This is a genomic window from Mycobacterium sp. ML4 (assembly GCF_054515735.1).
This window is the reverse complement of the sequence record NZ_JBTNSY010000013.1, coordinates 122,770-136,093: the sequence shown is the minus strand read 5'-3', so window position 1 is coordinate 136,093 and position 13,324 is coordinate 122,770. Positions and strand designations below refer to the sequence as shown.

General features: G+C 68.4%; 12 protein-coding genes. 7 read left to right on the top strand and 5 right to left on the bottom strand.

Features of this window, described 5'->3' with window-relative positions:
- Nucleotides 1-68: 68 nt before the first annotated feature.
- Nucleotides 69-473 (top strand): Rv2175c family DNA-binding protein, encoded by a 405-nt coding sequence (locus ACX9NE_RS16560; protein ID WP_459362399.1) that lies wholly within the window; start codon nt 69-71, stop codon nt 471-473.
- Here ACX9NE_RS16560 and ACX9NE_RS16555 read toward each other — a convergent pair.
- Together ACX9NE_RS16555 and ACX9NE_RS16550 are read right to left on the bottom strand one after the other, a co-directional pair.
- Nucleotides 460-1,980, bottom strand: coding sequence for an alpha-(1->6)-mannopyranosyltransferase A (locus tag ACX9NE_RS16555; RefSeq protein ID WP_459362400.1), 1,521 nt, complete (start codon nt 1,978-1,980; stop codon nt 460-462). The genes ACX9NE_RS16560 and ACX9NE_RS16555 overlap by 14 nt on opposite strands.
- Before the next feature lie 4 nt (nt 1,981-1,984).
- A complete protein-coding gene (locus tag ACX9NE_RS16550) occupies nt 1,985-3,058 on the bottom strand; it encodes a polyprenyl synthetase family protein (RefSeq protein WP_459362492.1) in 1,074 nt (357 codons plus the stop codon).
- Nucleotides 3,059-3,267: 209 nt separating this feature from the next.
- On the opposite strand from ACX9NE_RS16550, the gene ACX9NE_RS16545 reads away from it, so the two are divergent.
- Nucleotides 3,268-4,161 (top strand): mycobacterial-type methylenetetrahydrofolate reductase, encoded by an 894-nt coding sequence (locus ACX9NE_RS16545; RefSeq protein ID WP_459362401.1) that lies wholly within the window; start codon nt 3,268-3,270, stop codon nt 4,159-4,161.
- Here ACX9NE_RS16545 and ACX9NE_RS16540 read toward each other — a convergent pair.
- From ACX9NE_RS16540 to ACX9NE_RS16530, 3 genes are all read right to left on the bottom strand, one after another.
- Complete coding sequence (locus tag ACX9NE_RS16540; protein WP_459362402.1) at nt 4,158-5,801, bottom strand: PE family protein; 1,644 nt, start codon at nt 5,799-5,801, stop codon at nt 4,158-4,160. The two genes, ACX9NE_RS16545 and ACX9NE_RS16540, sit on opposite strands and share 4 nt — an antisense overlap.
- Before the next feature lie 216 nt (nt 5,802-6,017).
- Nucleotides 6,018-6,704, bottom strand: a complete 687-nt coding sequence (gene lppM / locus ACX9NE_RS16535; protein WP_459362493.1) for a lipoprotein LppM — start codon at nt 6,702-6,704, stop codon at nt 6,018-6,020.
- Nucleotides 6,705-6,787: 83 nt separating this feature from the next.
- On the bottom strand, nt 6,788-7,402 hold the full coding sequence (locus tag ACX9NE_RS16530; protein ID WP_459362403.1) for a GNAT family N-acetyltransferase: 615 nt from the start codon (nt 7,400-7,402) through the stop codon (nt 6,788-6,790).
- 283 nt (nt 7,403-7,685) lie between these two features.
- Here ACX9NE_RS16530 and ACX9NE_RS16525 point away from each other — a divergent pair, with 283 nt between their 5' ends.
- The 5 genes from ACX9NE_RS16525 (at nt 7,686) to ACX9NE_RS16505 (ending at nt 13,182) form a co-directional block, all read left to right on the top strand.
- Nucleotides 7,686-8,087: a DUF3040 domain-containing protein gene (locus ACX9NE_RS16525; RefSeq protein ID WP_459362404.1), complete on the top strand. Its 402-nt coding sequence runs from the start codon at nt 7,686-7,688 to the stop codon at nt 8,085-8,087.
- A 389-nt stretch (nt 8,088-8,476) separates the two neighbouring features.
- The gene (gene mraZ / locus ACX9NE_RS16520; protein ID WP_459362405.1) at nt 8,477-8,908 is read left to right on the top strand and encodes a division/cell wall cluster transcriptional repressor MraZ; all 432 of its coding nucleotides are present in this window, start codon (nt 8,477-8,479) and stop codon (nt 8,906-8,908) included.
- 1 nt (nt 8,909) lies between these two features.
- Complete coding sequence (rsmH, locus tag ACX9NE_RS16515) at nt 8,910-10,067, top strand: 16S rRNA (cytosine(1402)-N(4))-methyltransferase RsmH (protein WP_459362494.1); 1,158 nt, start codon at nt 8,910-8,912, stop codon at nt 10,065-10,067.
- The gene (locus ACX9NE_RS16510; RefSeq protein ID WP_459362406.1) at nt 10,064-11,158 is read left to right on the top strand and encodes a hypothetical protein; all 1,095 of its coding nucleotides are present in this window, start codon (nt 10,064-10,066) and stop codon (nt 11,156-11,158) included. Before rsmH ends, ACX9NE_RS16510 begins: the two co-directional genes overlap by 4 nt.
- Nucleotides 11,155-13,182 carry a peptidoglycan D,D-transpeptidase FtsI family protein gene (locus tag ACX9NE_RS16505; protein ID WP_459362407.1) on the top strand — a complete coding sequence of 676 codons (2,028 nt, stop codon included), beginning with the start codon at nt 11,155-11,157 and terminating at the stop codon, nt 13,180-13,182. Before ACX9NE_RS16510 ends, ACX9NE_RS16505 begins: the two co-directional genes overlap by 4 nt.
- The last annotated feature ends 142 nt before the right edge of the window (nt 13,183-13,324 follow it).

Here is a 13,324-nt window from a genome sequence, read left to right as displayed (position 1 = left end):
AGGTGGACCCGCAATTTAATGGCGGAACGCGCGGACTTGTCCGCCGGCCAGGTTCTAGACTGGCGAACGTGGGCAGCATTCCGGCCGGCGACGATGTTCTGGATCCTGACGAGCCAACCTACGACCTGTCCCGAGTTGCCGAATTGCTCGGTATACCGGTCAGCAAGGTTCAACAACAGCTACGGGAGGGCAACCTGGTCGCGGTGCGCCGCGCCGGCGGGGTGGTGGTACCGCAGGTGTTCTTCACCAACACCGGAGAGGTCGTCAAGAGTCTGCCGGGACTGTTGACGATCCTGCACGACGGCGGCTACCACGACACCGAGATCGTCCGCTGGCTGTTCACCCCGGACCCGTCGCTGACCGTCACCCGCGACGGCTCGCGTGATGCGCTCAACAACGCGCGCCCGGTTGACGCGCTTCATGCCCATCAGGCCCGCGAAGTGGTACGACGCGCCCAGGCTATGGCGTACTGACCGCCGGGTCCGCGCTCGGCGCCGACTCGCGGTACAGCGAGTACCACGCGACCATCGCGAAACCAGTCGCCAGCCCGACATGCAGCCAGGAATACATGCCGTGCGAACCGTCGGGTTTGAAGATCACCATGATCCAGGTCGAAAACCCTGCGATGGCCGCCATCGCCTGGCGTGACTGGGCCAACGGGGCAAGCACTGCCAGCGGCCAGGAGTAGTACCAGGGCAGCGCGGCGGGGACGAACAGCACGACGACCAGCATCACTCCGAAGATGCCGAGCAGCGCGTCCCGGTCGTCGCGGCGGAAACGCCACCACAACACCGGCAGCGACACCAGGATGACGAAAATCCCGATGAGCCGGGCGATGCGCAACAGGGCGTAGAACTGAACCGCGAAAAAGCCGTTGGTGAAGGCGTGGATCAGATTGGCCGCCGCGGTCGGGATGGTCAGCCAGTTGATGATCTTGACCGAGCCCGCCAGCGCGGTCAGCCAACCCAGGCCGACCCCGGCCACCCAGGAAAGCACCGCGAAGCCCGCGATGCAGATCAGCAGCGATGCAGCCGCTGCCGCCAGGAACGCCTGCACCGGCCGCCAGCCGCGGTCTTCGCGCAGATGCCGCATCCACACCCAGCACAGGAAAGGCAGCGCGAGCCCCGCTGTGGCTTTGACCGCGATCGCGATCGTGAGCAGCGTGATCCCCGCCACGTGGTGGCGTTGCAGCGTCAGCGCGATGCCGGCCGCCATCAGGCCCACCATCAGCATCTCGTTGTGCACCCCGCCCATCAGGTGGATGAGCACCAGCGGGTTCAGCACGCAGATCCACAGCGCCTTGGCGCCGTCGGTGCCCAGATGATGCGCCAATCGTGGAGCGGCCCAGATCAGCAGCGCCAGCCCGGGCAGCATGCACAGTCGCAGCAACATGGTCCCGGCGACGACGTTGTTGCCGACGATCATGGTGACCACCTTGGCGACCAGAATGAACGCCGGACCATAGGGCGCGGTGGTGATGGTCCAGATAGGCGAGACATCGTCCAGCAGTGAGTTCGGATTGCCAACCGGTCCGACCGCGTAGGGGTCCAGCCCGTCGCGCAGCAGGGCGCCCTGCGCGAGATATGAATAGGTGTCCCGGCTGAAGACCGGGACCGACAGCAGCAGCGGCGCCAGCCAGAACGCGGTGGTGGCCCGCATCGTGAACTCGGTGGCCCCACCCTCCAGACAGCGCCGGCCCAGTCGCAACCAGGCGATCAGCATCAGGGCCACGCCCACCCACAGCAGGATCGACGACAACACGAGGCCGTGGCCGAAACGCATCCAGGACAGATGGATCGACTCCAGCACCGGGTCGTGCTGACGGGTGCTGCCGGCGCCAAGTCCGCCGGTGGTGATCAGCACCGCACCGATGAGTCCCAGTCGAGCGGGGCCACCCTCGGGCGCGGTGGCGAAAGTACGCAGCCGCGAAAGGCGTTGGCGGTAGGACGCTGCGGGCGGGGCGGAAGCCGGGGACTTCATCGGCTCAGGCGGTCCGATCGGTGGCCAGGCGAGCCAGCTCGGACAGTCCCGCTTTGGCCGTCGCGTTGATCGGTGCCGCAGACAGCGTGCCCAGCGCTCGCCGGGTGAGATCGGCGATCCGCTTCTCCGCTGCGGCCAACGCGCCGAGCCCCTCGATCACGCTGCGCAGTTCGCGCACCTGGGCGTCGGTGAGCTCGGTGCCGACCAAGGTGCGCAACATGTCGGCCGCCGTGGGGTCGGTTTCGGCGGCCAACTGGGTGGCCTCGGCCAGCAGCACGGTGCGTTTGCCCGACCGCAGGTCATCACCGGACGGCTTGCCCGTTACCGACGGGTCACCGAACACACCGAGGACGTCGTCGCGGAGCTGGAACGCCACCCCGAGGTCGGTCCCGAATTCTTTGAAAGCCGCCAGCACGTCGGGCCGGTCGGCGGCGGCGGCCGCCCCCAGCTGCAAGGGTCGCGACACCGTATAGGAGGCGGTCTTGAAGGTCGCGACGGTCATCGCCGAGGCAACCGACTGAGCGGCCGAGCCGGGTGGCGACGCCTCGGCCACGATGTCGAGGAATTGCCCCCCCAGGACCTCGGACCGAAGGTCCGACCAGACGCGTTCCACCCGCGTCCGGGCGGCAGGGCACAGACTGGCCCGCGAGATGATGTCGTTCGCCCAGGCGTGCGCGATGTCGCCGAGCAGGATTGCCGCCGACAGGCCGAACTGGTCCGATGCGCCGCGCCATTCGCGCTCGCGGTGCATGGCCGCGAAATGCATGTGCGCTGTCGGCCGCCCACGGCGGGTGGCGGAGGCGTCGATGACGTCGTCGTGGATAAGCGCGAAGGCATGCAACAGCTCCAGCGCTGAAAACAGCAACAATGCATCCGAGTCGGGTGCCTGAGTCGTCACCGCATCCCAACCCCAGTAGGCGAAGACGGGTCGCATCCGCTTTCCGCCGCACAGCACGAAGTCTTCGAGCCAGCCGGTCAACACCTGGTAGTCGGTGCCTCCCGGCAATTCGAGGTACGACGATTCGCTGCGACGGTCGTGCAGATACCGTCGCAGCTGCTCAGTGATGGTGCTGGCCACCTCGACGGTTGCCGATGCCTCCGGGCTCAGGAAAACGCCCCTTTCTGCTCGGCGTGCTTCTGGCCCGACAGTGTATGCCGCCCGGCTGCCGGGCACCCGCTGGCGGCCCCACCGCTTCGGTTGGCGCGACAACCGCCCCTATGCTGTCGTGGTGCCCGGCCGCGGGCATCGGGGGCAGCCGCAGACGAAGCAGATGGAAGAGGAGCCCAGTGACGCTTAACACCATCGCGCTGGAGCTGGTGCCGCCCAACGTTGACGGGGGGCGGGAGAAGGCAGCAGAAGACGCCCGGAAAGTGGTGCGCTATTCCGCAGAGTCCGGCCTCGACGGCCGCATCCGGCACGTCATGATCCCGGGCATGATCGCCGAGGACGACGATCGCCCGGTCCCGATGAAGCCCAAGCTGGATGTGCTGGACTTCTGGTCCATCATCCGGCCGCACCTGCCCGGCATGCACGGCCTGTGCACCCAGGTCACCGCCTTCATGGACGAGGCATCGCTGGGCGCGCGACTGGCCGAGCTCACTGCCGCCGGGATGGAGGGAGTGGTGTTCGTCGGGGTGCCGCGCACCATGAACGACGGCGAGGGCTCCGGCGTCGCGCCCACCGACGCGCTGTCGATCTACCGCGGCGCTGTCGCCAACCGCGGGGTGATCGTGATCCCCACGCGCGAGGGCGAGCTGGGCCGGCTCAACTTCAAGTGCGACCAGGGCGCCACCTATGGCATGACTCAGCTGCTCTATTCCGATGCGATTGTGAAATTTCTGACCGAGTTCGCCGGCGAAACCGAGCACCGGCCCGAGATTCTGCTGTCGTTCGGTTTCGTGCCCAAGATGGAAACCCGCGTCGGCCTGATCAACTGGCTCATCCAGGACCCGGGCAACGCGTCGGTGGCCGCCGAGCAGGAGTTCGTCACGAAGTTGGCCGGCAGTGAACCCGCGGTGAAGCGCCAGCTGCTGGTCGAACTGTACAAACGGGTGATCGACGGTGTGGCCGAACTCGGCTTCCCATTGAGCATTCACCTCGAGGCCACCTACGGCGTCTCGGGCCCGGCGTTCGAGACGTTCGCGGAGATGATCGCCTATTGGGCGCCGGACCGGCCCTAGGGAGGCCCAGCCGTCCCGGGTTGGCCGAACAGCTTCCCGCCGGTCCCGCCGGGGCCGCCCTTGCCGGTGCCGTTGCCTACGCCGCCATCGCCGCCGTTGCCGATGAAAATGGCGTTGCCGCCGCCGCCGCCGTTGCTCGCGTCGCCGCCGCCGCCGCCGTTGCCGCCCGAGCCACCATTCCCGAAGAGCAGGCCGCCGTTGCCGCCGGCACCGCCATTGTTGTTCGTAACGGCAAGGTTTTGTGCGTTGTCGCCGCCGCGGGCACCCGCACCACCATTGCCGAACAGCTGGGCCGAACCCCCGGCTCCGCCTTCACCGCCCGGGCCGCCCGTGCCCTGGGTGGTGCCAGTGCCACCGACTCCGCCGTTCCCGCCTGCTCCGCCCGCGCCACCGGAACCGCTGAAGAACCCGCCACTCTGGCCGACGCCGCCGGCGCCTCCCGTACCGCCGTTGCCGCCGTGACCCGACGGCCCGAGTCCGCCCGCTCCACCGGCTCCGGCGGCGCCACCGGTGCCACCCGTTCCACCGTCACCGTGCAACCAGCCGCCGATTCCGCCGGCGCCACCGATGCCTCCGTTGCCACCGGAGCCGCCGAAGATGGTGGCAGCCGCCCCGCCGCCACCGAGCCCGCCGGAGCCGCCGTGGCCACCGTTGCCCAGCATTCCTGCGTTGCCGCCGGCCCCGGCTAAGCCACTGGCACCGCCCCGAGCGCCATTGGTGAGGCCGGAGACGAGGCCGGCGCCGCCGTCACCACTGTTGCCGCCGGCACCGCCGTCGCCGTAGAAGAATCCGGCGTCGCCGCCGCGGCCGCCGCCACCGCCCGCGCCTCCGAGCCCGCCGAGCGTCGTCGCGTTCGCGGTACTGGTCGCAGTCCCGCCGTCACCGCCGAAGCCACCGGCGCCGCCGGCACCACCGAGCAGTCCGCCGCGACCGCCGATTCCGCCCGAGCCGCCCGCGCCCCCGCTACGGCCGACACCGTCACCGACGTTGAGAGCGGACCCGCCGAGGCCGCCGGCGCCGCCCGCACCACCGGCACCGAACAGCCAGCCCCCTGGTCCTCCGGCGCCACCGTTGCCGGCCGCACCGCCAACAGGATTAGCGGGCGAGCCGGGCGCACCGATCCCACCAGCGCCGCCGGCTCCGCCGTTACCGATAAGCCCTGCGGCACCGCCGGCTCCGCCATTTTGACCGACCCCACCAGAACCGCCCCGGCCGCCGTTACCGAACAGCAAACCGCCGGCCCCACCATTCCCGCTGGTCCCGTCGATCCCGTCGGCGCCGTTGCCGATCAAGGGACGCCCCAACACCGCCTGGGTGGGAGCGTTGATCAGGTTCAGCGCCTGCTGGATCGGCCCCGCATTCGCCGCCTCGGCGCTGGCGTATGCGCCTGCACCGGCGCTCAGCAACTGCACGAACTGCTGATGGAAGGACGCCGCCTGCGCGCTCAATACCTGGTAAGCCTGCGCATGAACACCGAACATGGCCGCCACCGCCGCCGACACTTCATCGGCCCCCGCCGCCAGCACCGCAGACGTCGGCGCCGCCGCCGCCGCGCTCGCTTGGTCGACCGAAGATCCGATGCGCGCCAAATCCGTTGCCGCCGCGGCGACCCACTCCGTCGACGCGTACACGAAGGACATGCGGTACCTTCTTCCCGGTCAGATGTCCACAGAATGTCGCAAGCGGCAGCGTAACGCGAGAAAGTTGCCCTCCGGACGTCTTTGGGGGCGATCGCGTCAGATTGCTCGGGCGTGCGGTCACTGTCGCACCGGGTAGCGCTTGCCCACGGAACCCCTGACCGCCCCTGCCACTGACGCCACCTCGGGTGACGCCCGTGTCGCGGCCGCCGCGACCGACTAACCGGACGACGTCTGATCGCCGGAGGCGGTGAATCGCGGTGAACGGTCCCGGCTGATCCAGGCCAGCAATGCCACCACGCCCGCCGCCGCGAACGACGCGATGCCCAGCCAGATTCCCGCCCCCGTGAACGACCGGGTGTTGGGATCGGTGTAGCGGGCCTGCGCGGTCATGGTGCTGACCACGCCGGGCTTGAGTTTCCACTGCACGACTTCGGGTTCGATCCGGTCGCCGTTGGTGGAGGTGACGGTCCCCGGGAATGCGACGGTCAACTCGATGTCGGCGTCGGGGTCGGTCAGCGAGGTCAGGTCGGCCCGGCCTTCCAGGATCACCAGGTTGCCGTTTCGGCGCAGCGACAGGTTCACCCCGGCGGCGTCGGAGTTCAGGTGGGCAAGCTGGGGCAACTCGGCGAACGTGAGGTCGGAGAAGACCGCTTGGGAGCCCACGTAGCCGTCGCTGTCGTAGTTGGAGACCGCGACTTTCTGGCTGAACGGCAGGTTGGTGTCGAGCTGCGGCCCAGCGTCCTTGTTGTTCTTGGGTTTTGCCGCGGCGATGATCTCGCCGGAGACCAGGTCGTCGGGCGAGATCGTCAGTGACGCACGCACGCGCAGGCACCCGGAGGTCAACGGCACCAGCACCAGCAGCATCAGGATGACGAGCACCCGGCGCCGCCGGGCAGTGAACAATCCGCGGGCTGGTAGCGGGGGTGAGCTGGCTCGCACCAGGTCATCGTGCCAGACCCGGTATGAGTGCTGGCCGCGCCGTCTGTCTACAGGGGCAGTGCGCGGCCCAGAATCGCGAACGCCCGCGGGTCTCCGGCGAAGTAGTAGCTGCGGATGACGTCGGTGAAACCCAGCCGTCGGTACAACCGCCACGCGCGGTTGTCCTCGCCGTTGGTCTCCGGGGTGGACAGCAGTACGTTGTTCTCGTCGCGCCCCGCCAGCAGGCGACGAGCCAGCGCCTCACCCAGCCCCCGTCCTTGCGCGCGGGGGTGGATGTGCAACTCGGTCAACTCGAAATAGCTGCTCATCAGCCGATCGATCGCGTGCGAGGGGAGGCCGCTGCGTTGCAGGCCCAGCACCACCTGCTGTTGCCACCACTGGCCAGGCGCGCCGGGGTAGCCATAGGCGATGCCGATGAGGGGTGCGGTGCTCAGCTCGGCCTCTGACGGCCTGCCCGGATCACCGGAGCCCCCCTCGTCTGTGGCGACTTCGACGGCGGCTACCGCCTGCCAGCCACGTCTGCGGGTGTGTTCCAGCCACATGGAGGCCCGCTGGTTCTCCGTGCCCCTGGGGTAGCGCATTGCGTCGACATAGACGCTCAGGGCGTCGCCGAGGCGGCGCTCCATTTCTCTGGCCGGCAAATCGATGAGGAATGTCGCCAACGTGCGGTGTCCTTTTCATCGTCTGCAGATGATCTCCGGGTTTCCAGTATCGGACGCGGCGTTCGGCTGGCCACGACTGGGCGCACGGCGCAGCGCTGTGACGGGTTCCACGCCCATATGGTCGCGACCGAGCACCACCACCGTGAAGGTGCCGGGATAGAATCGCCTGCGAATCAGTGGTACGGCGCAGATCGACCTCGTATCATGGTGTTTAACTGCCCCGAAAGCGGGCGGAACGTGCTACCGGTAGTTACGCGACAGTTCTGTCGGCAAGGAGGGACGAATGCCACTCTCCGATCATGAGCAGCGAATGCTCGATCAGATCGAGAGCGCTCTCTATGCCGAGGATCCCAAATTTGCGTCCAGTGTGCGCGGCGGGGGCTTCCGGGCCCCGACCGCGCGCCGTCGCCTCCAGGGCACGGCGTTGTTCGTCGTCGGCCTGGGGATGCTGGTTTCCGGGGTGGCGTTCAAGGCCACGATGATCGGAAGCTTTCCGATCCTCAGCGTTGTGGGGTTCGTCGTGATGTTCGGCGGTGTCGTGTACGCCGTCACCGGGCGGCGGTTGTCCGGCCGGCCGGACCACGGCGGGCCGGTGGGTTCGTCCCGTCAGCGCCGCTCCAAGGGCGCCGGCGGCTCGTTCACCAGCCGCATGGAGGACCGGTTCCGCCGCCGGTTCGACGAGTAGACCGACTCATCAACAAGTAACGGGGTAGCCCCAGCGGCTGCCCCGTTTTTGCGTGCGCGCACCGTCCCACGGCCACGGTCGCAGACCGGGCCGGTCCGACACGCCATGCACGCAGGGCGCAACCGTCCCGTTCCCCTCTTGTAGCGCAGTTGTGTCCATCGCCCCCCACGGCGCCCCACCAAAGGCCAATCCGACCAAAACTGGCTTTTGACAATGTCTTTCGCACCAGTGGTAGGCCTTGCTGAACGTCGGGGTCGCACGTCTTGGCCCCGTCGTCGTGGGAAAACGGCACAACCGGACGCGCAGAGGGGGTATTTCTGGGGCAAAGTGGGGGGTTGTGGGGTATGGTGGCCGAAGTGTTTGGGTGAGAAGCAAGTTGGAGGTGCCCAGTGTTTCTCGGCACCTACACGCCCAAACTCGACGACAAGGGGCGGCTCACGCTGCCGGCCAAGTTTCGCGATGCACTGGCAGGGGGGTTGATGGTCACCAAGAGCCAAGATCACAGCCTCGCCGTCTACCCGCGGGCGGAGTTCGAGCAGTTGGCGCGCCGGGCCAGCAAGGCACCTCGCAGCAATCCGGAGGCGCGGGCATTCCTGCGCAACCTCGCCGCCGGCACCGACGAGCAGCATCCCGACGCGCAAGGCCGAATCACGCTGTCGGCTGACCACCGCCGCTACGCCGGTTTGTCCAAGGACTGCGTGGTGATCGGTGCGGTGGACTACCTCGAGATCTGGGATGCGCAGGCGTGGAACAACTATCAGCAGATCCATGAAGAGAACTTCTCCGCGGCCAGCGATGAAGCACTCGGCGACATCTTCTGAGGTGCATGCCCGTGCACCGTGGTCTCTGCCCGAACCGACCCTGGCGTACTTCCCCAACGCCAGGTGCGTGCTTTCGGACAGGGGCCTCGGTGCACGGGCGCGACGGCAACTAGGCCGGTACGGCCCGAGCGGTGGAGGTGTCGCGGTGGCTGACCCGGGCTCGGGCGCAACCGATTTCGGTCATGTCCCCGTCCTGGCGCAGCGTTGCCTGGAACTGCTCACCCCGGCGCTGACCCGCCGGCACTCCGATGGCTCCGGCGCGGTACTTGTCGACGCCACCCTGGGCGCGGGCGGCCACGCGGAGCGGTTTCTGGCAGAACTGCCGGGCTTGCGCCTGATCGGGCTCGACCGCGATCCGAGCGCCTTGGCCATCGCCGGCGACCGCCTGGCCCCGTTCGGTGAGCGGGTCACCCTGGTGCACACCCGCTATGACGGCATCGCGGGTGCTCTCGTCGAATCCGGTTACAGCACAACAGAATCAGTCGACGGGATACTGTTCGACCTGGGCGTGTCGTCCATGCAACTCGACCGCGCCGAGCGCGGTTTCGCATACGCCAAAGACACGCCCCTGGACATGCGGATGGACCCCTCCGCACCGCTGACGGCGGCCGAGGTGGTCAACACCTACAGCGAGGCCGAATTGGCCGACATCCTGCACCGCTACGGCGAGGAGCGGTTCGCCCGTCGCATCGCTGCCCAGATCGTGCGGCGGCGCGCCCGCGCCCCATTCACTTCCACCGCGGAGTTGGTCGCCCTGTTGTACGACGCGATCCCTGCTCCGGCGCGGCGCACCGGTGGGCATCCGGCCAAGCGGACCTTTCAGGCCTTGCGCATCGCGGTCAACGACGAGCTGGAATCACTGCGCAGCGCCATTCCCGCCGCGCTGGACGCGCTGGTCGTGGCCGGTCGCATCGTGGTGATTGCCTACCAGTCGCTGGAGGATCGGATCGTCAAGCGGTTGTTCGCCGACGCGACCGCCTCCCGCACACCGGCCGGCCTGCCGGTGGAGCTTCCCGGCCACGGGCCCCTGTTCCGATCGTTGACGCGCGGAGCGGAAAGAGCAGATGCGGCCGAGGTGGAACGCAATCCGCGTAGCGCCCCGGCCCGACTGCGGGCCCTGCAACGAATCGAGCACGCAAGGGGGAAGGCACAAGCATGAGCGCAAAGCGTGAGGCGACGAAGCGCCGCGAGAGCGAGCGTGGCAGTCGACGTGCCGGTGCCCCCCGTCCCGGCACGGTGGAACCACCGTCGCGCCGCAACCGGGGGCGTGCGGGCAAGGCGACAGCACCTACCCGCGAGGCGCGCGTTCCGCGGTCGGGACCGCAGACCAGCCCGCTTTCCCGGCCGATCGACCGGCCGGCCCGCGCCAAGAATGCCAGCCAGGCCAAGGCGCGTGCGAAAGCACGTAAAGCCAAAGCACCCAGAGTTGTTCGGCCGAAGCTGAGTGAGCGGCTGGCTACCCGGCTGTCGGAGATCGACCTGCGCCCGCAGACCTTGATCAGCAAGGTTCCGTTCGTCGTGCTGGTCATCGGTTCGCTCGGCATCGGCCTGGGTCTGACGTTGTGGTTGTCCACTGATGCCGCCGAGCGGTCCTACAAGCTGAGTGACGCTCGCGAGCGGACCCGCATGCTGCAACAGCAGAAGGAGGCGCTCGAACGTGACGTGCGGGAAGCCGAGTCCGCGCCGGCGCTGGCCGAGGCGGCACGTAAGCAGGGCATGATCCCCACCAGGGACACCGCCCACCTGGTCCAGGCGCCCGACGGTAACTGGGTGGTGGTGGGGACGCCCAAGCCGGCCGACGGTGTGCCACCGCCGCCGCTGAACGCCAAACTTCCCGACGAGGCGCCCCCGGCGCCGCCCAAACCTGCGGTGATGCCACCGGAGGTGGCGGTGCGAGTGTCGCCGACGCCCGGCGATCCGGCTGCGCCCGCGCGTCCCGGTCCCCAGGTACTGCTACGCGGACCCGACGGCTCCGCAACACTGAACGGCCCGCAGTTGCAAAGTCCGGTGCCGGGCCAGGTGCCGGCCGTGCCGGGCCAGGTGCCGGCCGTGCCGGGCCAGGTGCCGGGCCAGATGCCCGATGTGCATGGCCCGTTGTCGGCTTACCCCGGTCAAGCACCGGCGCAGCTACCCGCGCCGCCGACGCAGGCACCGGCAGTGGTACCCAATCCGATCCACGATGAGCCGCTGCCGGCCAACACCGGACAGGTCGCGCCGGTCGCACCGCAGGTACCCGGGGTGCCCCGGTGAGTCGCGGCGGCCCGAGACGGGCCACGCGTGACGGCGGTCCCCGGCCGTCGCGTGAGGATCGGCGGCGGTCCACGCGGCGCGATGACCGCCGCCGCGCCGACCAGGAACCAAAGCGATCACGTAAAGCTAAAGGCACCAACACATCTCGGGTTGCCGCGCACCCAGAGACCGGACACTCGGCGAAGGAGCGCCGTACCCGCCAAGTGGTGGAGGTGGCAAGCCGCGGTGCGTCGTTCGTCTTCCGCCACCGGGCCGGCAACGCAGTCATCGCCGTGCTGATGCTGGTGGCCACCACGCAGCTGTTCTACCTGCAGGTCTCCAACGCCGCGCAGCTCAACGCGCAGGCGGCGGGCCAGCTGAAGGTCACCGACGTCGAGCGGGCGATCCGCGGCGCCATCATCGACCGGCACAACGACCGGCTCGCGTTCACCATCGAGGCACGCGCGCTGACCTTCCAGCCCAAGCGGGTCCGCCAGCAGCTGGAGGAAGCCAGGAAGAAGTCGCCACAAGCGCCGGATCCGCAGGAGCGGCTCAAGGCCGTCGCCAAAGATGTCGCGGGCAAGCTCAACAACAAGCCGGACTCCGCGACTCTGCTCAAGAAGCTGCAGAGCAACGACTCATTCGTCTATCTGGCTCGCAATGTCGAGCCGGCCATCGCTCACGCGATCTCGGAGAAATACCCTGAGGTCGGCTCCGAGCGCCAGGACCTGCGTCAGTACCCGGGCGGGTCGCTGGCGGCGAACATCGTCGGCGGCATCGACTGGGACGGGCACGGCTTGCTGGGTCTGGAGGACTCCCTGGACGCCATGTTGGCCGGCACCGACGGATCGGTGACCTACGATCGCGGCTCGGACGGCGTCGTCATCCCCGGGAGCTACCGCAACCGGCACAAGGCGGTGCACGGTTCCACCGTCCAGCTGACGCTCGACGACGATATTCAGTTCTACGTGCAGCAGCAGGTGCAGCAGGCGAAGAACGTCTCGGGAGCCCACACCGTCTCCGCCGTCGTGCTCGACGCCAAGACCGGTGAGGTGCTGGCCATGGCCAACGACAACACCTTCGACCCGTCGCAGGACATCGGGCGGCAGGGCGACCGACAACTGGGCAACCTCCCGGTGTCCTCGCCCTTCGAGCCGGGTTCGGTGAACAAGATCATCACCGCGTCCTCGGTCATCGAGTACGGCTTGTCCAACCCCGACGAGGTGCTGCAGGTACCCGGGACGATCTCGATGGGCGGGGTAACCGTGCACGACGCCTGGGAGCACGGCGTCATGCCGTACACCACCACCGGCGTCTTTGGAAAATCCTCCAACGTAGGCACCCTGATGCTGGCGCAGCGGGTGGGCCCGGAGCGCTTCTACGACATGGTCCGCAAGTTCGGGCTGGGCCAGCGCACCGGGGTCGGGCTGCCCGGTGAAAGTGCCGGCCTGGTGCCGCCGATCGATCAGTGGTCAGGCAGTACCTTCTCCAATCTCCCCATCGGACAGGGTATTTCGATGACTCTGCTGCAGATGGCGGGCATGTATCAGGCCATCGCCAACGACGGGGTCAGGATCCCGCCGAGGATCCTCAAAGCCACCATCGCGGCCGACGGCTCGCGCACCGAGGAACCGCGTCCCGAGGGCGTCCGGGTGGTGTCTGCACAGACCGCCCAGACCGTGCGGCAGATGTTGCGCGCCGTCGTGCAGCAGGATCCGATGGGCTACCAGCAGGGCACCGGTCCCGCGGCCGCGGTGCCGGGCTACCAGATGGCCGGCAAGACCGGCACAGCGCAGCAGATCAATCCGGGCTGCGGCTGCTATTTCGACGACGTCTACTGGATCACCTTCGCGGGCATGGCCACCGTCGACAACCCCCGCTACGTCATCGGCATCATGATGGACAACCCGCAGCGCAACGCCGACGGCACGCCGGGGCACTCCGCGGCGCCGCTGTTCCACAGCATCGCGGGGTGGCTGATGCAGCGCGAGAACGTGCCGCTCTCACCTGATCCGGGTCCGCCGCTGACATTGCAGGCGATGTAGCCGGCGCTCTTGGCAGCGCCGGGTCCCGCGGTGGCGCGCTACGCAGCCGGGATCGACGACGCGAAAGATCTCTGTCAGCATCCGCTGCAACTGCGCATAATCGCTTCTGCCCCTCTGTAAATACCGGAATTCGGGCGTGTCC